The organism is uncultured Streptomyces sp., assembly GCF_947488945.1.
Taxonomy (GTDB): domain Bacteria; phylum Actinomycetota; class Actinomycetes; order Streptomycetales; family Streptomycetaceae; genus Streptomyces.
In genome coordinates this window covers 23,432-45,489 of record NZ_CANLBS010000013.1, presented here as the reverse complement: position 1 = coordinate 45,489, position 22,058 = coordinate 23,432, and the positions used below count along the sequence as shown (strand labels likewise).

The following is a 22,058-nucleotide window of genomic DNA, read 5'->3' as shown; positions in this document are numbered from 1 at the left end:
CCGCACGCCTTGGTCGCCTACCTCACCCCGGTCACCACCACCGGCCGGCGGAACACGGCCGTCGGCGCCCGCTACGAGGACGCGCACCCGGCGACCCCCGGCCGGTTGCAACTCCTCCACTACAGGTACTGATGTACCTGGAGAAGCGTCCCGAACCAGGAGGAAGGCGGCGACGAAGGCCGGCGCGGACCTCCGCGACGAGGTCCTGCTCACCCTTGCCCAACTGCGCCTGGCCACGCCCCGCCAGCTCCGGGCGCTGCTGCTGCCCCATCAGCAGGGCACCGACCACGTCCGGCGCGCGCTGCGCAACCTGTTCGCCGAATCACCGGCCCTGGTCGGCCGGACCCACCGTGCCCAGCAGAGCTACTGGTACTGCACTCCGGCGGGTCTCGCCGAAGCCGCCGCCTCCGGCGAGCTCGCCCCGGCGACCGGCCGGACGACGGGCAGGCGCATCGCGGCCGGCGAGACGGGCCTTCGCGAGCACGGCCTCGCCCTGGTCGGCACCGTCATCGCCTTCCACCAGGCCCAGGTGTCCCGACCACGCCGACTGGCGGGTGGAGGTTCCCCACCCCACCCCCGCCGGGAACCCTACGACGCCTACCGCAACGCCCCCGCGTCCGGGCGCGGCAACGCCGCCCGCCCTCCGCGCTCCCGCTGGTAGGAAACCTACGCCGGGCCGTACCTGGACCGGCCCTTCCCGCCGCTGCTGTTCGTCTTCGCCCCGGCCCCGCGCCGCGCGGCCCCCGCACGAGGGGGGGGCCGCCTTCCACGCCCGCGCCCGCCGCCTGTCGGATGTGACCTACCGGATGACCGTGGCGACGACGACCCTGCACCAGCTCACCCCCGACGGGGCCGACCGGCCCGTGTGGTGGGTCGTCGGCCAGTGAGGACCGGCGGGCGCTGACGGCGCTGTCCAGGCCGCGGTAAGCACACCGGGCCCGGCCCGGCTTCCACTCAGGCCGGGCCCCGCCGACCCGGAGTTCTGATCCGCGAGGCCGTCCACGGTGTGACGACGCGGGCTGGCTGGCAAGTACGGCGGCAGGGCACCCGTGATCAGAGAGCTGTGACGCTTCGTAGTTGGTAAGGACGACGTGGGTTGGTTGGTAATCAGTGGCCACGGTTGTGATCAACCTGTCCCGGCGTCGCGCTGACAGAAGGCTGCAGTCGGTCCCTGATCATTATTTCGATGACAGTCGTAGGATGGGTGCGTTGTCGGTATCGCGCCTAGGAGTTGAATGTGGCCCGCCCCCGTACCGCCCCCCGGACAGTGGAGCATCCCGACCTCGCTCAGGTGGGTCTCCAGCAGGTGATGGAGGCACTGGTGGACCCGGTGCGCCGGATGGTGGTCTCCCAGCTCGCGCGCCGGGGCGAGGACATGAGCTGTGGCACGTTCGAGGCGCCGGTCTCCATCTCCACGCTCACCCACCACTTCAACGTGCTGCGCGAAGCCGGGGTGATCCGGCAGTACTACGTGGGCGTTGCCAAGATGAACACACTGCGCGCCGAGGAGATGGAGGAGCGGTTTCCCGGCCTGCTCCCTTCCGTGATCGCGGCCTGCGTGGCGGAGGCCGGCTCGGACGTCGACTGAGAGGTTGAGCCGGCCTTGGCGTACATATTTCGATGGCGGTCAAAATTTGACACCCATCGAACCTTGAAGCAGGGTGCATGAGGAGGCCGTGCGACACCGGCTTCCCCAGCGCACCGAACCGCACCAAGGAGCCACGCATGAACCGCGTCGTCCGTTTCCATCAGACCGGCGGACCCGAAGTCCTGCATCTGGAGGAGGCCCCCGTGCCCGAGCCCGGGCCGGGCGAAGTTCTGATCCGGACCCGGGCGCTGGGCCTGAATCGGGCGGAGTCGATGTTCCGGCTCGGCCAGTACGGCACCGATCCCGTCTTCCCCTCCGGCATCGGTTACGAGGCGGCCGGAGTGGTCGAGGCCTTCGGTGAGGGCGTGCGCGGCCTGAGTGTGGGTGAGCCGGTCAGCGTGGTGCCGTCCTTCGCCATGACCGACTACGGCGTGCACGGGGAGGCGGTTCTCGCTCCCGCCCACGCGGTCGTCGCCCATCCCGTGCGGCTCTCCTTCGAGGAGGCGGCCTCGGTGTGGATGCAGTTCATCACCGCCTACGGCGGCCTGGTCGACCTCGCGGGCGTCCGCCCCGGCGACACCGTCCTGATCTCCGCGGCCTCCAGCAGCGTCGGCCTCGCCGCCATCCAGGTCGCCCACAAGGCCGGCGCCCGCGCCATCGCTCTGACCCGCACCGGCGCCAAGCGCCGGCAGCTCCTGGACGCCGGCGCTGACGAGGTCGTCGCCACCGCCGAGGAGGACGTCCCCGCCCGGGTGCGGGAGCTGACCGACGGCCAGGGCGCCCGCATCATCTTCGACCCGGTCGGCGGCACGGCCCTGGCCGACCTCGTCACCGCCGCCGCCCACGAGGCCCACCTCGTCCTCTACGGCGTCCTCGACCGCACCCCCACCCCGCTGAACGTCGGTGAGGTCCTGTTCAAGCACCTCACCATCCGGGGGTTCGAACTCTTCGAGATCACCACCGACGACCGGCGACGCGGCGAAGCGGTCGCCTTCGTGGCCGACGGTCTCGCCAAGGGGGAACTGACCCCCACCATCGACAAGACGTTCCCGCTGGAGGACATCGCCGAGGCACACCGCTACCTGGAAGCCGGCGGACAGGTCGGCAAGATCGTCGTCACCGTCCCCGGCGCCTGAGCCTCCTCAGCGCGCAGTGTGCGCGTCGTGGACGCCCGCCCGGGCGACCCTCATCACCACCGGCAGGTGGCGCCCGCGGCCCCTCGCGTTCTTCGCCGCGTCGCGCCCGGGCGTCGCGTGGGAGACGGAGGTGGCCGCGCGCACCTTCTGGCAGCACGACGTGTCCGGGCAGCCTTGTCATGCGTGCCCGCTCCATCTGCCTGTGCCCCGACGTCGGCCGACGTCGGGGCACAGGCAGATGGAGCGGGCGGGGACGTGTACCGCTCAACCGGGGTCCGATGTGGGAAGACCCCAGGAGGCGCCCCACCGAGAGGTCACATGAACAGGGCGCGGCTCAGGCGGACGCCGTACTCCGCGTCGGGGTTGGTCCGGGCGTCCCCGACCCTTTCCTGGATCGCGGCGACGGAAAGGTCGCGCCGCTTGGGCAGGCGCTCGGCCTCCGCTGCGGCCAGCGCACCCGGCATCTCCTCGCGGGTGAGGTCGGTGCAGTAGCACGGCGCACCCGGCTGCTGCCGCCAGGAGTCCGAGAGCCTCCCGGCGTCGAACGCGTCGAATCCGGTGTCCTCGACCAGCGCCATGGCTGTCTGACAGTCCCGGTCGCGGTCGGCGGCGACGGGGATGGCGATACGGCCGGGACTCCCTGCGGGCCTGTCCCTGACCGCGAACGAGTGGGATCCGATCGCGTTCCACGCCTTGGCGACCGGCCGGCCCAGCTGTTCGGTGACCCACAGGCTTTCGACCTGCCCGGCGTCGACGGCCTCGATCCGGCTGTCCCGCGCCGGGTAGTAGTTCGACGTGTCGATGACGACCGTGTCGGCCGGCACGTCGGCGATCAGCGGCGCGACCTGCGGAAGACGGTTCAGGGGAATCGAGAGGATCACGACGTCGACGTCCTCGACGGCTTCTGCCGCCGTCACCGCGCGCCCGCCCGTGGAGAGGACGTCAGCCTCGATCGTGTGCGGGCCCCGCGAGTTGGCCACCTTCACCTGATGCCCTGCCGCGGCCAGCCGCTGGGTCAGCGTCTTCCCGATATGTCCTACGCCCAGAATGCCGATCTTCACGAAGTTTCTCCTTGCCTTGAGTTCAGTCGCGAGAGGCACTCGGACGCCGCGGCCGCGGTGTCCGAGTGTGGGAAAGCGTCCCGCGCCGGAGCGCCACGCTTCTGCCGGCGGTTACGCGGGGTCTTCGCCGCTCCCGGGGGCGGATTCCGTCGTGGGTGTCTCCCACCCGGTGCGCATGAGGGAGACGAGTCCGTCGGGCGATGACTCGTCGGCCATGGCGGCACCTCGGGCCCAGGCGGTGGCCAGCGTGCTGAGGAAGAGGTCACGTCCCCGTACCCCGGGCTTGGCGCCGCCGTCGCGCTGTGCCGCGGCGAGGAAATCCTCGGTGGTCGTGACGAAGCCCTGACAGGTGATCGCCAGCGGGGACGTGCCTTCCGCCAGCGCGGCCCGCAGGGGCTCGGGGAGGCCGTCGAAGGCGGTCACCCATTCGCCCAGCGCCTGAAGCCACTGGGTGAGCGCGGCGCGGGAGTCGGTCACCTCGCGCTGGATGGCGTCCCGGCGGGCCTCGAGTTCTTCGTCGCGGGCCTGCAGCAGAGCAGCCAGGAGTGCCTCCCGGTTGGGGAAGTGCCGGTACAGGGTGCCCGGACCGACACCGGCCCGCTTGGCGATGGCGTCCATGGAGCCGGTGATGCCCTGCTCGGCGAAGAACTCCTGCGCGACCTCGAGGATGTGCGTGCGGTTGCGCTGCTTGTCCGTCCGCTGCCGACGGTCGCCGGTAGCTGCCTCACCCATGTCCTTGCACCTCCCGTTGACAATGCGGAGAGGGTCTCCGTATCGTCGTTCACGAAACGGAGACTATCTCCTTATCAGTTCCGATGCCACCGCCGACCGCGCCAGACATCCGCTGCCTCCAAGGCGGCCCGGCGCGGCACACCGGTCTTCCGTGCCGAGGGCCGCCGGGGCGGCATACCCCCACGCGACAGCTCTACAGCCGAGGCCCACTCGGCCCGGGCTCGTACAGCCGGACCCCGTCGGCTTGCACCTGCGGCATGGAACGCGCACGGCCCTTCGCACACCCTCCTCAGCAACACGGAAGAGATCACATGTCCCCCGACAAGACTCCGGCGCCGGCCGCCGCAGACGCACCGCCGGCGACCCGCAGCGACGACAGGCTGGCCTCCCAAGATGTCCTGGTCATCGGGATCCTGATGGTCTCCGCGTTCACCGTCCTGCTGAACGAGATGCTGCTGGGAGTCGCTCTCCCCACCCTGATCACCGATCTCGACATCACGCCCACCACGGGACAGTGGCTCACGACGGGCTATCTGCTGACTCTGGCGATCCTCATCCCGGCCACCGGATTCCTCCTGCGGAGGTTCACCCTCCGCGCGATCTTCCTCGGCTCGCTGTCCCTGTTCACCCTGGGGACGGCGATCGCTGCCGTCGCCCCAGGGTTCGGCGTGCTGTTCACCGGTCGCATCATCCAGGCAGCGGGCACGGCCGCCCTGATGCCCCTGCTGATGGCCACGACGATGCGACTGGTGCCCCCGCACCGCCGAGGCCGGACGATGGCAGTGGTCACCGGTCTGACCGCGGTGGCACCCGCGGTCGGCCCGGCGGTGTCCGGCCTGGTGATCTCCCAGCTCAGCTGGCGGTGGCTGTTCATCATCGTCCTGCCCATCGTCCTGGCCGCACTGGCCCTGGGCGCCGCCAAGCTGCGCAACATCACCACTCCCGAACCGGTCAGGCTGGACGTGTTGTCCCTCGTCCTGTCCGCCATCGGGTTCGGCGCCCTCGTCTACGGCCTGTCCACGATCGGCGAGTCCACCTCCGGCCACGCACCGGTCGCTCCCTGGATCCCGATCATCATCGGGCTTCTCGCCCTGGCGGTCTTCGTCCGTCGGCAGACCGTGCTGCAGCGCAGCGACAACGCCTTCCTCGACATGAGGATTTTTCGCACCCCGTCGTTCACCGTGCCGCTGCTGGTGATGCTCGTCGTCGCGCTGGTCGGGTTCGGTGCCACGATGGTCCTGCCCCTGGTCCTTACCAACGTCGCGGGCCTGACGGCGTTCCAGATCGGCCTCTTCCTGGTCCCCGGCGGAGCCCTGATCGCCCTCGTCTCGGCCCTCGGCGGACGCGTCTACGACCGCTACGGACCACGCCCCCTGGCCATCCCCGGATCGGTCATCTGGACAGGCTCCCTGTGGTTCCTCAGCCGAGCGAACGAGAACACCGGTATCACCGCGCTCCTGGCCGCCTACCTCGTCCTGTCGGCCTCGCAAGCCCTGATGTGGGCACCAATGACGACAGCCGCACTGTCCTCCCTGCGCGCCGAGCTCTACCCGCACGGCACCGCGGCGTTCAACACCGCCCAGCAGCTGGCCGGCGGCGCCGGCGGCGCCATCCTGATCTCGGCCTACACCATCGGCTCCCACGCGAAAGATGCGGGAGTACTGGATTTGGCCCAGTCCGTCTCAGCTGCACAAGCCGCCTTCACGACGGCAGCGGTCATCGGCTGCTTCGCAATCATCGGCACCCTCTGCGTCCGCAAGGCAGCAGCCGCCCCCCAGCCGCCGGCTACTCCACCGAGTGATGCTTCCGACAACGCCGCCGCAGTCACTGGGCTGAACGACCTGAGCGCTGACCTTCACGGCGAACTCACCGCCAACCCCTGACCCCCTGGTAGCGCGAACGACAAGAGGACCCCGGCAGTAGCCGGGGTCCTCTTGTCGTTCTGACATGCCCAGTCGGGCCGCCTCGACCCGTCCCGCCTCACACCGCTGACATGCGCATGGCCGAGACCGAAGGGCTCCGCAGAGTAACGACGGGTGTCATATGCCAACAAGCCTGCTGATTTGCCGACTGTGCTGCGGCGCCACATCCACAGCTCGCGATTCCCGGCCCGTTCTTCGCTGCGTCCATCCACAGGCCAGCCGTTTCACGGTTCGTGTCCGCTTCCGGGTGTGAGGCGCCGGGACGCAGACCGAAAGGGTACGGTCGACGGCAGGCGACATGCCGCTGCCCCGTGATGCATCCACTTGCCCAAGGCGGGCAGGGCACGGCGTGGCACTCGAACTCGGCCCCGGCTGCCGGGGCGCCGCACACACGGGGGAGGGGCGCACCGAACCACAGCGCATCCTCCGCGTGAACACCACCACCAGACCTCACTCGTCGGTTCATCCGGCCTGGTACCAGGAGCTGATGTCGCACTGCCGCAGAGCCGAGCACGACGGCGCCGGTGCCGGGCAGGGAATCCTGCCCGGCACCGGCGCGGACCGACATGGAAAGCGTGGACGGAGGGCCGACCGGGGAAACAGGGCCACTGGGAAACCGACTTGGCCCGTACCGCCGGCACCACCTGACCGGAGCCCCCGAGCACCACAGCCGGGCAATCCCCGGGAGCTACTTGCTGTAGCTCCCCGCATAGCCCTCGGAGCCCTTGTCGTTCTCGTGCTCGTCGCGGACGCGGTCGTGGCCGCCGCCGTTGACGCAGGAGTTCCCGAAGCTCGGGTTCAGCAGACCGATGACGTTGATGGAGTTCCCGCACACGTTGATCGGGACGTGGATGGGGATCTGGACGACGTTGCCGGACAGCACGCCCGGGGAGCCGAAGGCGGCGCCCTGCGCTCCGGCGTCCGCGCCGGCCGTTCCGGCGCCGGCGAACACCAGGGCGCCCGCGGCCGCGGCCAGAACCACTGTGCTTCTCAGCTTCAACATGGAGCTCTCCGAGCTTTCGAGTGCCACCGCTCGATCACGGCAGCTGCCTCCACGATGCGGGCCGCTTCCGTGCGGGGCCGCCGACACGCCTGACCAGCGCCGAGCTCCCCCTGAACGGCCCTCCGGACCATCCGCATCTCACCGAACGCGGGTTGGGGTCGGGGCCGGGTGGTCGTTGCCGGGAGCGGCGGGGCCATGGGGGGAGAGGCAGGCCGTAGGCCGTGAAGCGAGTGGGTGATCGCGGCGCGCGGGCGTGGGCGGCGATGACGGGAAGGCCGTCCTGGACCGGACGAGGGGGCGTCTCCCGGCCGCACATGAGCCCCGGTTCGCGGGGCAGACGAGGCACAAGGACATAGGGGTGAACAGCACGCATTCGGTGTGGCACGGTGCCGCCTCCGATACTGATCGTTCGAGCGCGGTCGCGCTGCCGGTCGCAGGGCGGTGAAGGCGGGTGGGGGCCTGTGATGCAGGAGATGCCGCAGGAGGGGAGCACGGTGTTCCGGGGTGCCCGGCTGGGGGCAGCGGTCTCGTACGAGGGGCCGCCCGTGATCGGTGAAGCGCGCAGCTTCGCCGACATGTTCTTGCACCGGGCCGTGACGCGGGGTGTGGCGGTGGCGGACGTGAAGCGTGGGGATGCGCTTCTGGTGGTCAGCGAACTGGTGACCAACGTGGTGCGGTACGCGCCCGGGCCGTGCACGCTCGCCCTCGGCCTGCAAAACGGTCTGCTGGAGATCGCGGTGTCCGACACTTCGGGGCGGTCACCGCAGCCGCAGCCCTTCGAGCCCGGACGCATCGGCCAGCACGGGCTGGAGATCGTTCTGGCCCTGTGCACCAAGGTCGACACGGAGATCGGTGACCGCGGCAAGACCGTTCGTGCCTGCCTCACGGTCCTCTGAACTCAGCAGCCCCGGCCCGGCGGGGCCGTGAGGGAAGTTGACACCGGCAAGACGAGTGCGTTGTGGTCGTGATCAGGCCGCTCTCACGGCCGGCGGTGCCGAGGCCGACCGGAAAGGTGGCGTCTTGCCCAGCGAACGCTTGCGGATTCGCACGTCCGTCACTCCGCGAGGCATCACGGTCCTCACCCCGGCGGGCGTATCTGGCCCACGACAGCGTCCCAGCCCTCGAAGCGGCCATCACCGCGTCCGGCCGGCTGCCCCGCGTCGTCGTGGACTTCGCCCACCTCACCTTCATCGACTCCACCGGCATCAACACGCTGCTGCACGCCCACCGCATCTTTCACGGGGCCGGCGGCCGGCTCCGCCTCAGCAGCATCCCCGACGCACCCCCGCGTGCCCTGAGGACCGTCGGTCTGGGCCATGTCATCGACGTGTACGACACTCTGGAAGCTGCCCTGCGGAGGTGAACGGCGCGGCGGAACCCCCCCCGCGCGGCTGGTTCCCGTGCCTGTGCGTCCGTCCGGAGGCGGCTCATCCCCCCTGGAAGCGTTCTCTTCATTGCTTCGGGGCGCCCGGTCCGTGCCATTCGCAGAACAGGACGGTGGCGTCGTCTTCCAGCGTTCCCTGGTGGTAGTCCATGACGGCGTGCATGAGGCGGCGCAGTGTCTCGTCGACCGGTAGGTGGTCGGCGTGGTGGCGGATGATGAAGTCGGTGAAGCGTTCCACGCCGAACTCGCGGCCGTCGGTGTCCCGGGCTTCGGTGATGCCGTCGGTGAACAGCAGCAGCCGGTCGCCGGGTTCGAGCTGTTCGGTGCGCTGGGTGATCGGCAGGTTGAATCCGCTGCCCATGGGGCCTGCGGGCGGGCAGGTGAGTGTGCTGGCCCACCGCCCGCCGCGGATCAGTACGGGCAGCAGGTGCCCGCGGTTGACCCAGCTGAACTTTCCGGTGTCCAGCTCCAGGTCGGCGAGGATCCCGGTGGCGTAGCGGCTGTGCCCGAACTGTTCGATCAGAGTGTCCTCGATGGCCTTGCTGGCTTCGGGAATGGTGGCGCCGGCGCGTCGGTGGCTGCGGCAGGCGGCCATGGCCAGGGCCGCGGTCAGGCCGGCGGAGGTGTCGTGGCCCATCGCGTCGAAGACCGCCAGGTGCAGGACGTCGTCGGCCACCGCGTACTCATAGGCGTCCCCAGCGACCTGGTAGGCCGGTTCCATAAAGGCGCTGACGGTGACCCGCTGGTCGGCGAAGGTCCGCGGCGGCATCATGCTCCACTGCAGTTCCGCCGGTATCCCCATCGGCCGGGTGCGGGTCAGCCGGGCGTGGGAGTCGCTGTTGGCCCGCTTGGAGACCAGCAGCAGTCCGGCCATCGACGCCAGCGCCCGCATCACCTCCTCGTCGGGTCTGCTCCCGTTTCCGGGGCCGGGCTCGACGTGCAGGACGCCCAAACGTTCAGCACCGTCCCGCACCGGCACCCAGCACGCCCCGCCGCGGGCCGGAGCCGTGATCTCGGCGATCTGATAGGCGCGGCCGGGCAACGTGCCCTCGATCCGGTGCTCCTCGCCGCCCTTGCCGGCGCTCAGTCCGATACCGGTGACCTCGCGCAGTACCTCCTCCTGGAGGTCCGCCACGAACAGCCGGGCCCCGCCCGCACCGGCCGTCTGCGCTGCACTGCCGAGGAGAAGGGGCAACTGCTCGAACGGTGCCGTGTGACTGGCTTCCAGCAGGCCGGCCAGCGCCCGCGCCAGATCCTGCGCCGTCACACCCGGCTCCCCAGTCCGGGATCCGGCTTGCCGGCGAGGTTCCGCTCTTCTGCCATGACTCTCCACAGGCGAAGACCACGAAGGTCCGCGCATCGATTACCACGCGTGTACTGACGGGACCACGCCGGACTCGGCCCGCAGAGCGGCACCGATGTGTACGTCCCTCCCGCCCCCGGCTGGAACGCCGGCCAGGACGGCGACATCTCTGAGTCTCCCACCCTGCCGACCGCGGACCGTCCACCGCGGGCTCCCTCCCTGCGGCCACCGCCGCCCAGAAGACCTCATGCGCGCACGCATGCAGCCTTCCCCGGGCAGGATGCAGCTTGTCCCGGGCGGCCTCGAGTAGGCAGCCGTGTTCCGCCTGCGTCGATTCCTGGCCGTGCTCCGGGCGCCCGCCTTCTCCGACCGTCCCAAGGCTTTCCAAGGCGTGTGCTGCCGTGCTCGACCCGGTGCCGGTGCCGGGCCCGGCAGCCGACCCCGTAGCACTCGCCCCCGCACAGCCCCCCGGCGCGGCACTGGGCCCCGGGTCGCGCGCGGTGCCGATCGTGTCGGCTACCGCCCCGGTGGGCCCGCGCCCTCGCCGCTGGGACCCCTGTCCGGGCCGCCGGGCTCAACGGCCAGCTTGCTTGGCAGGCCGTCGCCGCGTCCCGCCGGGCCGGAACAGACCGGCTCCTCGGCTTTGCTCGCCTGCCCTCAGCTCCACGAACAGCGGCACCCAAGCCTTCGGCGCAGGCGGCGACGTACAGGCGGATCGCCTCGTCCCCGTCACGAAGCACACATAACCGCAGACCCGGCTGTCGGCCTCAAAACGTTCACCGCAGCCCGCGCACTTCCGTGATCCGTCCCGGGGCCCTCGAACATCGCAGTATTTACTGGTCGGAGTAGCTGAAGTCGCCCATGGTCCAGGCGCTGACGTCGTCGATGGCGACCCGGTACATCCCGCCGGTCTCCGGGATCCCGACCGTGCCCTGGAGGATCCGGGCCACGTGGAAGTGCAGATGTGTGGGCGGTCCGTCTTCGGGTGCTGCATCGGTGAACATTCCGGAGAAGCCGCTCAGGTGGGCCGAGTCCGCCAGGACCTCTGACACCCGCTGTCTCCAGACGGCTTCGGGGGCCAGCCGGCCCGTGATGACTGCCCCGCCGGTGACCACGGTCAGGGGCATCTGATTGCTGCGCCCGGACTCGACCAGGGCGGCAACTTCAACGAGCAGCGTGTCAGGCTTCGACATGGTACCGATCATATCCACCGGCCTGCCGGCTGCTCCTGGCGGTGCCGGGCAGGTAGGTATGCGGCCCTGCCGCCGGGCGCGAAGACGGCTTCTGCCGACGGCGCTCACGGCTCCCGTCCATGGCCGGCGTCGTGGGGTTTCCGGCTGGGCGCCCGCTGGTTCAGGCGGTCTGGGCGGCGTCCGCGGTGGGGTAGATGTGCAGGACCTGGTCGATGCCGTAGATGCCGAAGAGGTGTTCCAGGTGAGGGCTGAGGCCGGCGATGCGCAGGTGGGTGCGCTGGTGGGTCATCAGGATCAGGGTGACGACCGTGGAGTCGACGAACGTGACGGCTCCGGCGTCCAGGATCAGTCCTCCGTGCGTGTTCACAGCGGTGTCTATCCGGGCTTGCAGCCCCGGCACCGAGGCGTAGTCGAACTCGCCCTGGAGCGCGATCACCGGCAGAGACCCGGGGCCGGAGGGCCGGGGGGCAGAGGTGGTCATCCCGCCATTATGCCGCCCGGCCGTGTGCCCGCACAGACACGGAACCGCTGGCCGGCCCTGCAGTCGCTCATCGGTGGATGTGCGGACCGCAAGGCCGCCGGGTCCTCCGTCCGCTGCGAGGAGGCGTATCCGGGCCTGCTTTCCGGGTGCCGGGCCCATACGACCGCCCTGTGTCTGGCAGGACTGATTATCTCATCGCAGCCAGAACGAAAACCTCTACTGGAGGGAGTAGACATTGGCTGATCGTGTGGGTATGTTTCCTGTCGTAGCCCAGAGAGACAGCAGGGCCCGGCAGGGACGAACTGCCGGGCAGCAGTACCGGTAGGGGCAGTGCGCAGGACGGTGCGGTGGTGGAGTTCCGGAGCCATGAGCAGGTGCAGGACGGTGACGGGACTGGCGACTGGACCGGGTGGCCCGCGGTGATCAGGGGCCACCACCAGCAGGTGCAGGTTGCAGGACCGCAGCGAAGTTGCGTCAAAGAGCAGTACCCCGGTGAAGGCGTCGGCTGCGGGCGCGCGCACCGGGAGGTCCGGCAGTGGGGTTCCAAGCCAAGAGCGTTGTGCAAGGCGGGCGACGGGGCTGGCTGCCGAGAAGGGTGACGCTCGGCTCAGGTCACCAGCAGTGCGCAGTACCAGCAGTACCGGTAAGAGATCGAACACAGAGGGAAGAACGGAGGAGTTGAGGCGCCATCAGGATCGCCCGGACGCACTACCAGGGTCCGGGTACCGCAGGACATCGACAGTGAGGTGGTCTCCGGTCAAGCAACCGCGATCCCCGCACACACCCCCGTTCCCCCCGCGGGTGAATGCGGAACACGAAGCCCGGCCCCGTGACGGGGCCCGGCGGATGGTGTAGCAGTTCCTTCGGGGCCCTGGTGCCACACGGCACCAGGGCCCCTCCACGCGTCCCACCACAGGAAGGTGCCGATGACCGCAGACACCCCGCACGCCCGGCTCGATGACGACGACTACCCCGCCTACACCATGGGCCGGGCCGCCGACATGATCGGCACCACCCCGAGCTTCCTCCGGACGCTCGGCGAGGCCCGCCTCATCACCCCGCTGCGCTCCCCGGGCGGACACCGCCGCTACTCCCGCTACCAGCTGCGCATCGCCGCCCGCGCCCGCGAACTCGTCGACCGGGGCACCCCCGTCGAGGCCGCCTGCCGCATCATCATCCTCGAGGACCAGCTCGAAGAAGCCCAGCGGATCAACGCCGAACACCGCCGCGCCACCGCCCCCGCGGACCCGACCGCCGCGGCCTGAGCGGCCGTGGCGGGCGATGTCGAGCGCGCCCGGCGGGCGTTCCTGGACTCAGCGCCGCCCGGTGAGCGGGAAGCCGACCAGATCGGCGCGGCGGCTGGCCCGGACTGAGGAGCCGGGGCTGCCGGCCGACATCGACCCGGCATTCGTCACGGACGTCCCAGCAGTCTTCTGCGCGACCGGCAGGGACGATCACGCTGCGTGAGGTGGCCCGGCACGTCAACGTCGACGGGTGCGGTCAGTATGGGGCGGCATCCGTCAGGGCGAAGACCCACATGCCGCGGCGTGACCGTTCTCGGGCCGGGGCCTCCGGTCAGGCCAGGTCGGCCTGACCGAACTTCCGGGATCCGGCCGGAAGAGCCGCAGCCGCGGCTTCCGGCGTCGCGATGCCGGGCAGCATCTGCTGCCACCAACGGGTCAGGCGCTGGTGGAGGTCGCGGTGTCCGCACGTGACGTAGGAGAGGATCTGTATGCCCGTGAAGCAGCCCACCACGCTGGCCGCCACGTCCTCGGGTACCAGCTCCTCACGCAGTTCCGATGCGCCCTGAGCACGCGCCAGATCAAGCGTGAATGCGCTCAGCCACCAGTTGTACATGCCGGAGTCGTCCGGCTGAAACATCCTCTGTTCCACAGTGAGACGTATGCTCGCGCGGAACAGGACGTCCGTGCGCAGCCTGTGGGCCAACTCGTGCGTGAAGTCGATGACCTGCTGCATCGGTGACGCGGTGGAGTCGCCCACCTCGATCGGCACTTCGGTCTGAGCGGTCATCACCCCCCTCGCGATCTCTTCTTTCGACTTGAAGTGGAAATACATGGCTCCTTTTGTGATGCCGCTGCGCTCCTGGATCTCGTTGATACTCGCGGCCGCGTAACCACGCTCGTCAAAGACCTTGGCGGCCCCCACCAGTAGCCTTCGTCGCGTTTCGATCGCCCGTTCCTGTCGCGTCATCGCGTTGCTTCCTCGTTTCCTGGAGATGTCGGTCTTGTAGTGAGGCTGATTCAATGCTTCCAAAACAAACCGTACGTTCAGTACGGTTCGACGTGCCCAGTGGCCACCGAGTGCCGCCTGGGGGACGCCACGCAGACAGGAGTCGTGAAATGCCGGTTGTCTTACGGACCTCTCCACACGTCCTCCCCGCCGAGCCCATGAGTCCTCTCTCCTTCGAGCGAACAGCGTCACGTGATCTGGTGCACCGCCGAGCCATAGGTGAAGTGCTGCTGACCGACCACTGGATACGTCTGGCTACGCACCGCTTCAAGGTGGGCGCCCAGTGGCCGCGCGGGCACGGTTTCTACAGCCCGATCAATGATCGCTGGCATGATCCCCTGCTCGCCGCCGAGAGTATCCGCCAGGCATCTTCTCTGGTCAGTCATGTCTTCTACGACCTGCCCCGGGACCACCCGACCCTGATGACGGAACTGAGCACCGATCTCGATCCGGACGCTCTCCTCCTCGACGACCGTCCCCTCGACGTCGAACTCGCCATCGCGTGCAAGGACGTCGTGCTGCACGCGAACCGGCTCGCGGGGATGACCATGGATGTCCTGCTCAGCCGCGGTGCGACGGAGATGGGGCGCGCCCGAATGGTGTTCAACTGCATGCGCGGTTCCGTCTACCGCAGGTTGCGGGGCGCGTACGCCGAGGCGCCTGTGCGCCTGCCCGCCCAGCCGGAGCCCCTCCCGCCGCGAGAGGTGGGCAGGGTCGTTGAGGCTGACGTGGTGCTCGGCCGGCCGCTGCAGGACGGCGGCGGAGGGGACCGGTACGAAAAGGTCTGGCCGCTGCGCGTCAACTGGTCACACCCGACGCTCTTCGACCACCCGACGGACCATGTGCCGGGGATGCTCTTGCTGGAAGCAGCCAGACAGGCGGCCCATAGCCTCGCCGGCCCGGGCGCGGTACTGGCGGCCTCGATGTCCAACCACTTCCACCGGTACGTCGAGTTCGACACCCCGTGCCTCGTCCGCGCCTGGTTGCCGGACCCACCGCAAGGCTCCGGTCCGCTCCGGGTGCGGGTGGCGGCCGAGCAGCGCGACGCCGTCGTCTACGAGTGCACCCTGACAGTCCACGACGCGTCGGCGCCCTCGGGCGGCTCACGGTGAATCGCCCACGCGTCCTGGTCTCCGGCGGATCCGGATTCATCGGTGGCACGGTCGTTCCCCTGCTGAATTCCGCGGGTGTGCGTGTGCGCGTGCTGGTCCACGAGCAACCCGTCGAGGCGGGGCGGTACGCCGAGGCCGTCGACGGCGACATCGCGGACCCATCGTCCCTGCGAGGCATCTGCCGGGACGTGGATGCTGTGCTGCATCTGGCCTCGTACGTGGGCAAGGACGAGGACCGGTGCGTCGCTGTGAACGTCGACGGCACGCGCGGCCTCGTGCAGGAGGCCAGGCGCGCCGGTGTGGACCGGTTCGTCCAACTGGGCACCGCGGCTGTGTATGGCAACGGCCCGTTCCGAAACTTGACCGAAGGGGCGATGGAGCCGCGTCCCGTATCGCCGACCAGTCGCAGCCGTCTCGTCGGCGAACGCTTCACTCTGGAGGCGGGCGGTGCCGTCCTCCGTCCGTACCTCGTGTACGGCACCGGTGACCGGTGGGTGATGCCGGCGTTGCTGCGCATGCTGCGCGCTCTGCCCTCGGGATTGCCCGAACGCGGCGCCGCGCTGCTCTCGCTCACCGAGGTCGGCAGCCTCGCCCTGTCCCTCACCCGCATGGCCGTGGCCCACCGGGCCCGGGCAGCGGCCGGCGTCTTCCATGCCTGTCCGTCCCAGCCTGTCAGCCTGCGGGAGCTGGCCGCGGCGGCCCATCGTCACCTCGGCTTCCCCCTCGTGGATGGCGACCAGTCCTTCGAGCATGCTCGGCAGGCCTTGGTCGCCGCCGGGTGCGACAGTCACATCCTGGATCTGCTCGGCGTCGACCACTGGCTGGATGCGACCCGGCTCGGTGCCATGGGGCACCACGCGCCCGAGATCGGGCTCTCGGCGGGCCTGGCCGCCCACGCCGCCTGGTACCGCGCACAGTTGGTGCGCTGATCCCGCGTCACCTCCCGCCGCAGGGCCGCTGCGGCGGGAGGTGACGCAGGACACACACGCACGTACCTTCCCCTAAAACAAACCGACCGTTAGGCTTTTTTCAGAAACAAACCAATCGTTCGGCTTATGAAAGTTCGGCTGTGTCCCGTCACCTCCCTGAGGGAGAGCTCTGTGTCCACACCGATCGTGATCGTGAGTGACGTGCTTCCGGACGACGCCGTCGTCCCGCTCGAAGCCGCGTGCGAGGTCCGGCGGATCGACGGCCGCGACCGTGCCGCCCTGTTCACCGCCCTGTCCGACGCGGACGCCCTGATCGTGCGCAGCGGCACGAAGGTCGACGCCGAAGCGCTCGGCCACGCGCCCCGGTTGCGGATCGTCGCGCGAGCGGGCGTCGGCCTGGACAACGTCGACACCGCCACTGCCGCGGCTCGTGGCATTACTGTGGTGAACGCCCCCGACTCCAACACCGTGAGCGTGGCCGAGCTCACCGTCGGGCTCCTACTCGCCCTGGTCCGCCACGTCAAGACCGCGGCGCGCTCGCTGGAAGCGGGGGAGTGGCGTCGGGCCGACTTCACGGGCGTGGAGCTCGCGGGCCGTACCGCGGGCATTGTGGGACACGGCCGAGTCGGCCGGCAGGTCGCACGACGGCTGGCCGCCTTCGACATGCAGATCCTCGTCCACGACCCGTACGCCGTCCCTGCCGACAGCGGCGTCCGGTCCGTCGAACTCGACGAACTGCTCGCCTCCAGCGACGTCGTGACCCTGCATCTGCCCAGGACTTCGGAGACCACGGGTCTCGTCGGGGCCCGGGAACTCTCCCTGATGCGGCCCACCGCCTACCTGATCAACACCGCACGGGGCGGCATCGTCGACGAGGCCGCCCTGGAACGGGCACTGAGGGAAGGACGGCTGGCCGGCGCCGCGCTCGACGTCTTCACCACCGAGCCCCCTGGTCCCGCGGCGCTGTTGGGTCTGCCGAACGTTCTCGGAATTCCCCATCTGGGCGCCAGTACGAACGGCGCCCAGCTCAGGGCCGGACAGGAAGTCGTCCGCCTCGTCCTCGCGGAGCTGGCTCCGCTGCTCGCCCCCACACCCGCCGCTGTCTGAGCGACCGCGCCCGCACGCCGGAGACCACCATGCCTGCATCCCCCTCAGCCGCGACAGTGCGCTCGCTGATACCCCGAGCCCGCGACGACCTCGCGGAACTGGTCGCGCTGCGCACCGTCGTAGGGGCCTCGCCCCCGGACCAGTTCCGCCGCGCGGCCGGCCGGATCGCCGATCTGCTCGCGGACGCCGGCTTTCCCGAGACCCGCCTGCTCCCGACCGACGACGGCCCCGAGACGGTCTACGCCCGCCGCCCCGGGTCGCCCGGCGCGCCTTCCGTGGTGCTCTACGCCCACTACGACGTCGTCTCCGCACAGGACGAAACCGACTGGCTGACACCCCCGTTCGAGCTGACCGACCGTAACGGACGCTGGTACGGCCGAGGCAGCGCGGACTGCAAGGGCAACGTCGTCATGCACCTCACGGCACTGCGAGCCCTCCAGGGGGACCGGACCGGCGAGTCCCTCCCCGACCTCGACCTCGTGGTCCTCGTGGACGGCTGCGAGGAACCGGGCGACGGAGGCCTGGAGAAAGTGCTGCGCGCCCACCCCGGTCTGGTCGTCGAACCCGACGTGATCGTCGTCGCCGACACCGGGAACGTCGCCCCCGGTGTCCCGACCCTCACCACCTCGCTGCGGGGCATGGCCGTCGTGGAGGTCACTGTCTCCACTCTGTCCAAGACGCTGCACTCGGGCCAGTTCGGCGGGCCCGTGCCCGACGCGATGACCGCTCTCATCCGTCTCCTGGGCACGCTGCACGACAGCGGGGGCACGACCAGGGTGCCCGGCCTCGATCCCGAGCCGGCATCCGGGGCCCGGGACGGCGGGGACCGCGCGGAGTACGCCGAGAAGGACCTCCGCGCCGACGCCGGCCTCCTGGACGGCGTCGAACTCATCGGCGCGGGCAGCATCGCCGACCGGCTGTGGAACCTGCCGGCCGTCACCGTCCTGGCCGTACAGTCCCCGCCCCTCGACAGTGCCGTACCCGCACTGCTGCCCTCGGCCAAGGCGCTGATCAGCGTGCGCACACCGCCCGGCACGGACGTGTCCGGTACGCATGAGGCGCTGGCCGGGCACCTGCGGGACCAGGTCCCCTGGGGCGCGCACCTGGAAGTCCGGCGTGTCACCAGCGGTCCGTCCTTCCTCGCCGACACCGGGGGAGAGGCCCACGGCGTGATGCGTGGCGCCCTGCGGGACGCCTTCGGTGTCCACGCCCGCGAAGTGGGGGCCGGCGGTTCGATCGCCGTGTGCTCCGTCCTGCGGACGCTCTATCCGGACGCGGAGATCCTTCTGTGCGGTGTCGAGGATCCCCCGTCCAACATCCACGGCACCGACGAGAGCGTGAGCCCACGCGAGATCGCCTCGCTGGCCCACGCCGAAGCGCTCTTCCTCCGCCGTCTGGCCGCTCTCCGGACGGACCCGCGGAGTGCGGGCGGCGACGTCGTACCCCGCACCACGCCGACCGGCCCGCAGGAGGACCGATGATCTACCAGCGTGCATGCGACATCGTCACCGACGAGATCTTCCTCGAAGTCGACGACGTCCTGCCGGGCAGCCACCTCTTCCTGAAGCTGGAGGGGATGAACCCGGCGGGGTCGGTCAAGCTCAAGTCCGCGGTCGGCATGGTCGACGACGCCGAACGCAAGGGTGTGCTCTGGCCCGGAGGCCGGATCGTCGAGTCCTCCTCCGGCAGTCTCGGCATAGCGCTCTCCGTGATCGCCGCCTCCCGCGGATACGACTTCACCTGCGTGACCGACCCGAACGTCTCCCCGCAGAGCCTCGCTCTCATCCGTGCCCTGGGGGCCGATGTCGTCCAAGTGACCCGGCGGGACCACAACGGCGGCTACCTGGCCACCCGGATCGCCCGCATCCACGAGATGATCGACGCCGACCCGGGCCTGGTGTGGCTCAACCAGTACGCCAACCCCGCCAACGCGCAGGCCCACGCCCGGCGTACCGCCACCTCGATCCTGAAGAACATCGGCCACGTCGACGTCTTGGTGGTGGGCGCGGGCACCACCGGCACGCTCATGGGCTGCACGCAGCACTTCCGGACGTTCTCGCCGTGGACGAAGATCGTCGCGGTGGACACCGTCGGATCCGTGACCTTCGGCGGCCCGCCCGGCCCCCGTCACATCCCCGGCCTCGGCACCAGCCGCCGCCCCGAACTGTGCCGGCCCGACCAGGTGGACGAGGTCGTCCTGGTGGACGAGGGCGACGCCGTCCGCATGTGCCGCCGCCTGGCCCGCGAACGAGGACTGCCGCTCGGAGGCTCCACGGGATCCGTGCTCGCCGCGCTGGAGTCGATGACCGACCGGATTCCCACGGGCTCGCGCGTCGTGGCCGTCTCCCCGGACATGGGAGACCGCTACGTCAGGACGATCTACGACGACGACTGGGTCGCCGACACCTTCGGCACGCACGTTCTCGACCCTTCCGGCAGACATCCCGTCGCCGTGTGACCGGCCGCCGGCCTGCCCCCCGGCCCGGCGAGCGACGCACGACGCACCCGTTCCGACCAGAAACGAGACGAGGAAATCCAGCATGTTCGACTTCCACGTGGTGGGCGGTGCAGTGCTGCGCACCCTCATCGACGACTCCCGCCCCGACATCGTCGACACGGTACGCTCCGCCTACCTCACCCACTACGACGGCGACTCCGTCAACCCCAACAGCTACTTCCTGCGTTTCCCGGACAAGCCGGACGCCCGCATCATCGCCCTCCCCGCCCACCTCGGAGGCGACCACGGCGTCTCCGGCATCAAGTGGATCGCCAGTTACCCCCGCAACATCGAGCGCAACATCCCCCGTGCCTCGGCCACGCTGCTCCTCAACGACTACGAGACGGGCTACCCCTTCGCCTGCCTGGAGGCGTCACAGATCAGCGCCGCCCGCACCGCCGCGTCCGCCGTCCTGGGGGCCCAGGAACTTGCCGGCGGACCGACTGCGACCCGAATATGCCTGGTGGGCGCCGGGGTCATCGCGCGCAACATCGCCGAGTTCTTCGCCGCGCAGTCGTGGTCGGTCGACACCTTCGTCGTCCACGACCGGGACGTCTCCTACGCCTCCTCACTCACCCGCCGCATCGGCGAACTCGGCTACCGCGCCGAGCAGGAGGACTCCTACGAGCGGGCCGCGGCCGACGCCGACATCGTGGTCTTCGCCACCACCGCACCAGAGCCCTGGGTCACCCGGGCGGACGCCTTCGCCCCGGGCCAGACCGTCCTCAACATCTCGCTGCGCGACCTCGGACCGGACGTCGTGGCCGGCGCGCAGAACATCCTCGACGACGTCGACCACTGCCTGACCGCCAACACCTCGCCCCACCTGGCCGAACAGCAACTCGGCAACCGCGACTTCATCGACGGCACCCTCGCCCAAATGCTGCGCGGCGAGATCACTCCGGCAAGGGACCGGCCGCGCATCTTCTCACCCTTCGGGCTCGGCGTCCTTGACCTCGCGGTGGGACAGCGCCTTTACCAGCAGGCAGTGGACAAGGGCCTCGCGGTGTCCGTCCCCGACTTCTTCGGTGAGACACAGCGCTGGAACTGACGTCCGCACGCTTTCCTCGCCCCCCGGAGAAAGAGCCCCGTCATGCCTCTCAGCACCGCCACCACCACCTGGCCCCGCGCCCACGCCCGGGAAGCCGAGCTGGCCGCCCTCGCGGCCGGCCACGCCCAGCGCTTCCCCTGGTACCGGGAACTTCTCCTGCGCCGCGGTGTACTGGGGTCCGGCGACCTGTCCAGACTCCCGGTCATCGGCACCGGCCTCCTCGGTGCGCACTACTACACCGCCGAACATCCGCAGATGCCGGACGCGTCGGCCTACCACACCTCCGGAACCTCCGGCGGACAGCGCAAGCGCATCCTCTACTCACCCGCGGACGACGACGCCTACGTGGCCCACCGCCGCCTGCTCTTCGGGGAGTTCACCCGATCCGTGCCGCGCGGCTCCGTCGCGGTGGCCGACCTCGGCACCGGCCACGCCGCAGCCTCCGCTCGCCGCGTCTTCCTCGAGCTCGGCTTCACGGCCTACGACATCGACTTCACCCGGCCCGTGGACGAGCACATCGACAAGCTCAACGCCTGGCGCCCCGACGTCTTCTTCACGATGCCGATGATCCTCGACAAGCTGCTGCAGGCCCGTCCCGGCCTCGACATCCGCCCGCGGAAAATCATGGTCGTCGGCGACGTCGCACCCCTCGCCTGGCGCGCCCACATCGCCGCCCGGTTCGGGCTGCGCACCGAGGACGTCCTGGACGTGTTCGGTTCCATCGAGGTCGGGGCCATCGCCCACTCGTGCGCCGAGACGGGCCTCTACCACTTCCACGACCACATCGTCCCCGAGGTGGTTCCTCCCGAGAAGCTGGCCCACCTCACCGAGGACGACCGGGTCCCGTCCCACCAGGAAGGAAGCGGGGCCCTCCTGCTCACGTCGCTCGCGCGCCGGTACTTCCCCGCGGTCCGCTACATGACCGGTGACGCCATCACCGGTCTGCGCCGTGTCCGCCACGACGGCCGAGAGGTGTTCGCGTTCGAGCGCATCGACGGGCGCCTCGCCGGAGACCTCAAGCACGGCGAGCGAGTCAGCAACCACGACCTCGCACAGGTCATGGCCGAGAACTTTCCCGGCCGCCCCTTCGAAGCGTCCGACGAGGACGGTCTGATCATCAGCGTCGTCGCGGACCGCGTCGGCGACGACCAGATCGCCGCGGTCCGGGCGGCCGTCGACCGTTTGGCCCCCGACGTCGCGCAGATGATCGCATCCGGCCTCGTTGGGCCGGTCCGCGTGAAGGCCGTTCCTCTGGACGCACTCAGGTCCGGTCATGCCAAGCGCCGCCTCGACCTCAAGGAGGGCTGAA

Annotated in this window: 22 protein-coding genes; 15 read left to right on the top strand and 7 right to left on the bottom strand. The window is 70.0% G+C overall.

Features of this window, described 5'->3' with window-relative positions; genetic code table 11:
* Positions 1-9: 9 nt before the first annotated feature.
* The 4 genes from Q0994_RS21155 to Q0994_RS21140 all read left to right on the top strand — a co-directional run bounded on the left by Q0994_RS21155 (position 10) and on the right by Q0994_RS21140 (position 2,724).
* Positions 10-132, top strand: a complete 123-nt coding sequence (locus Q0994_RS21155; RefSeq protein WP_299537396.1) for a hypothetical protein — start codon at positions 10-12, stop codon at positions 130-132.
* 73 nt (positions 133-205) lie between these two features.
* Complete coding sequence (locus Q0994_RS21150; RefSeq protein WP_363325564.1) at positions 206-661, top strand: replication-relaxation family protein; 456 nt, start codon at positions 206-208, stop codon at positions 659-661.
* 576 nt (positions 662-1,237) lie between these two features.
* Positions 1,238-1,588 (top strand): helix-turn-helix transcriptional regulator, encoded by a 351-nt coding sequence (locus Q0994_RS21145; RefSeq protein ID WP_299537394.1) that lies wholly within the window; start codon positions 1,238-1,240, stop codon positions 1,586-1,588.
* 137 nt (positions 1,589-1,725) lie between these two features.
* Positions 1,726-2,724, top strand: a complete 999-nt coding sequence (locus tag Q0994_RS21140; protein WP_299537392.1) for a zinc-dependent alcohol dehydrogenase family protein — start codon at positions 1,726-1,728, stop codon at positions 2,722-2,724.
* Positions 2,725-3,038: 314 nt separating this feature from the next.
* Here Q0994_RS21140 and Q0994_RS21135 read toward each other — a convergent pair whose 3' ends face one another.
* The gene (locus tag Q0994_RS21135; RefSeq protein ID WP_299537391.1) at positions 3,039-3,785 is read right to left on the bottom strand and encodes an NADPH-dependent F420 reductase; all 747 of its coding nucleotides are present in this window, start codon (positions 3,783-3,785) and stop codon (positions 3,039-3,041) included.
* Positions 3,786-3,896: 111 nt separating this feature from the next.
* The gene (locus tag Q0994_RS21130; protein WP_299537390.1) at positions 3,897-4,517 is read right to left on the bottom strand and encodes a TetR/AcrR family transcriptional regulator; all 621 of its coding nucleotides are present in this window, start codon (positions 4,515-4,517) and stop codon (positions 3,897-3,899) included.
* A gap of 311 nt (positions 4,518-4,828) precedes the next feature.
* On the opposite strand from Q0994_RS21130, the gene Q0994_RS21125 reads away from it, so the two are divergent.
* Complete coding sequence (locus tag Q0994_RS21125) at positions 4,829-6,400, top strand: DHA2 family efflux MFS transporter permease subunit (RefSeq protein WP_299537389.1); 1,572 nt, start codon at positions 4,829-4,831, stop codon at positions 6,398-6,400.
* Positions 6,401-7,127: 727 nt separating this feature from the next.
* Here Q0994_RS21125 and Q0994_RS21120 read toward each other — a convergent pair.
* Positions 7,128-7,442 (bottom strand): chaplin, encoded by a 315-nt coding sequence (locus tag Q0994_RS21120; RefSeq protein ID WP_299537381.1) that lies wholly within the window; start codon positions 7,440-7,442, stop codon positions 7,128-7,130.
* A 545-nt stretch (positions 7,443-7,987) separates the two neighbouring features.
* Between Q0994_RS21120 and Q0994_RS21115 the strand changes: the two genes are divergently transcribed.
* A complete protein-coding gene (locus Q0994_RS21115) occupies positions 7,988-8,338 on the top strand; it encodes an ATP-binding protein (protein WP_299537378.1) in 351 nt (116 codons plus the stop codon).
* A 62-nt stretch (positions 8,339-8,400) separates the two neighbouring features.
* Positions 8,401-8,805, top strand: coding sequence for an STAS domain-containing protein (locus Q0994_RS21110; protein ID WP_363325563.1), 405 nt, complete (start codon positions 8,401-8,403; stop codon positions 8,803-8,805).
* 88 nt (positions 8,806-8,893) lie between these two features.
* On the opposite strand, the gene Q0994_RS21105 is transcribed toward Q0994_RS21110, so the two are convergent.
* The 3 genes from Q0994_RS21105 to Q0994_RS21095 form a co-directional block, all read right to left on the bottom strand.
* Complete coding sequence (locus Q0994_RS21105; protein ID WP_299537372.1) at positions 8,894-10,093, bottom strand: PP2C family protein-serine/threonine phosphatase; 1,200 nt, start codon at positions 10,091-10,093, stop codon at positions 8,894-8,896.
* An 869-nt stretch (positions 10,094-10,962) separates the two neighbouring features.
* A complete protein-coding gene (locus Q0994_RS21100; protein WP_299537369.1) occupies positions 10,963-11,322 on the bottom strand; it encodes a hypothetical protein in 360 nt (119 codons plus the stop codon).
* A gap of 160 nt (positions 11,323-11,482) precedes the next feature.
* Positions 11,483-11,803 (bottom strand): STAS domain-containing protein, encoded by a 321-nt coding sequence (locus Q0994_RS21095; RefSeq protein ID WP_299537367.1) that lies wholly within the window; start codon positions 11,801-11,803, stop codon positions 11,483-11,485.
* Between the two features lie 926 nt (positions 11,804-12,729).
* Here Q0994_RS21095 and Q0994_RS21090 point away from each other — a divergent pair.
* Positions 12,730-13,068: a MerR family transcriptional regulator gene (locus tag Q0994_RS21090; RefSeq protein ID WP_299537365.1), complete on the top strand. Its 339-nt coding sequence runs from the start codon at positions 12,730-12,732 to the stop codon at positions 13,066-13,068.
* Positions 13,069-13,378: 310 nt separating this feature from the next.
* Here Q0994_RS21090 and Q0994_RS21085 read toward each other — a convergent pair whose 3' ends face one another.
* Entirely contained in the window at positions 13,379-14,014 is a 636-nt protein-coding gene (locus tag Q0994_RS21085; protein WP_299537362.1) for a ScbR family autoregulator-binding transcription factor, read from the bottom strand.
* Positions 14,015-14,067: 53 nt separating this feature from the next.
* On the opposite strand from Q0994_RS21085, the gene Q0994_RS21080 reads away from it, so the two are divergent.
* The 7 genes from Q0994_RS21080 (at position 14,068) to Q0994_RS21050 (ending at position 22,057) form a co-directional block, all read left to right on the top strand.
* A complete protein-coding gene (locus Q0994_RS21080; RefSeq protein WP_363325562.1) occupies positions 14,068-15,165 on the top strand; it encodes a ScbA/BarX family gamma-butyrolactone biosynthesis protein in 1,098 nt (365 codons plus the stop codon).
* The gene (locus Q0994_RS21075; protein WP_363325561.1) at positions 15,114-16,094 is read left to right on the top strand and encodes an NAD(P)-dependent oxidoreductase; all 981 of its coding nucleotides are present in this window, start codon (positions 15,114-15,116) and stop codon (positions 16,092-16,094) included. The genes Q0994_RS21080 and Q0994_RS21075 overlap by 52 nt, the downstream gene beginning before the upstream one ends.
* Before the next feature lie 171 nt (positions 16,095-16,265).
* Positions 16,266-17,201: a hydroxyacid dehydrogenase gene (locus Q0994_RS21070; RefSeq protein WP_299537358.1), complete on the top strand. Its 936-nt coding sequence runs from the start codon at positions 16,266-16,268 to the stop codon at positions 17,199-17,201.
* 29 nt (positions 17,202-17,230) lie between these two features.
* Complete coding sequence (locus Q0994_RS21065; protein ID WP_299537356.1) at positions 17,231-18,682, top strand: M20/M25/M40 family metallo-hydrolase; 1,452 nt, start codon at positions 17,231-17,233, stop codon at positions 18,680-18,682.
* The gene (gene sbnA, locus Q0994_RS21060) at positions 18,679-19,659 is read left to right on the top strand and encodes a 2,3-diaminopropionate biosynthesis protein SbnA (protein ID WP_299537353.1); all 981 of its coding nucleotides are present in this window, start codon (positions 18,679-18,681) and stop codon (positions 19,657-19,659) included. The genes Q0994_RS21065 and sbnA overlap by 4 nt, the downstream gene beginning before the upstream one ends.
* Before the next feature lie 82 nt (positions 19,660-19,741).
* The gene (sbnB, locus tag Q0994_RS21055) at positions 19,742-20,749 is read left to right on the top strand and encodes a 2,3-diaminopropionate biosynthesis protein SbnB (RefSeq protein ID WP_299537351.1); all 1,008 of its coding nucleotides are present in this window, start codon (positions 19,742-19,744) and stop codon (positions 20,747-20,749) included.
* Between the two features lie 42 nt (positions 20,750-20,791).
* Entirely contained in the window at positions 20,792-22,057 is a 1,266-nt protein-coding gene (locus Q0994_RS21050) for a hypothetical protein (RefSeq protein ID WP_299537349.1), read from the top strand.
* Position 22,058 lies beyond the last annotated feature (1 nt).

Excerpts from the sequence above, each read along its gene's own strand:
- Q0994_RS21140 (WP_299537392.1), top strand. The coding sequence starts at position 1,726 with ATGAACCGCGTCGTCCGTTTCCATCAGACCGGCGGACCCGAAGTCCTG.
- Q0994_RS21130 (WP_299537390.1), bottom strand. The coding sequence starts at position 4,517 with ATGGGTGAGGCAGCTACCGGCGACCGTCGGCAGCGGACGGACAAGCAG.
- Q0994_RS21125 (WP_299537389.1), top strand. The coding sequence starts at position 4,829 with ATGTCCCCCGACAAGACTCCGGCGCCGGCCGCCGCAGACGCACCGCCG.
- Q0994_RS21120 (WP_299537381.1), bottom strand. The coding sequence starts at position 7,442 with ATGTTGAAGCTGAGAAGCACAGTGGTTCTGGCCGCGGCCGCGGGCGCC.
- Q0994_RS21100 (WP_299537369.1), bottom strand. The coding sequence starts at position 11,322 with ATGTCGAAGCCTGACACGCTGCTCGTTGAAGTTGCCGCCCTGGTCGAG.
- Q0994_RS21095 (WP_299537367.1), bottom strand. The coding sequence starts at position 11,803 with ATGACCACCTCTGCCCCCCGGCCCTCCGGCCCCGGGTCTCTGCCGGTG.
- Q0994_RS21090 (WP_299537365.1), top strand. The coding sequence starts at position 12,730 with ATGACCGCAGACACCCCGCACGCCCGGCTCGATGACGACGACTACCCC.
- Q0994_RS21085 (WP_299537362.1), bottom strand. The coding sequence starts at position 14,014 with ATGACGCGACAGGAACGGGCGATCGAAACGCGACGAAGGCTACTGGTG.
- Q0994_RS21080 (WP_363325562.1), top strand. The coding sequence starts at position 14,068 with ATGCTTCCAAAACAAACCGTACGTTCAGTACGGTTCGACGTGCCCAGT.
- Q0994_RS21065 (WP_299537356.1), top strand. The coding sequence starts at position 17,231 with ATGCCTGCATCCCCCTCAGCCGCGACAGTGCGCTCGCTGATACCCCGA.
- sbnA (WP_299537353.1), top strand. The coding sequence starts at position 18,679 with ATGATCTACCAGCGTGCATGCGACATCGTCACCGACGAGATCTTCCTC.
- sbnB (WP_299537351.1), top strand. The coding sequence starts at position 19,742 with ATGTTCGACTTCCACGTGGTGGGCGGTGCAGTGCTGCGCACCCTCATC.
- Q0994_RS21050 (WP_299537349.1), top strand. The coding sequence starts at position 20,792 with ATGCCTCTCAGCACCGCCACCACCACCTGGCCCCGCGCCCACGCCCGG.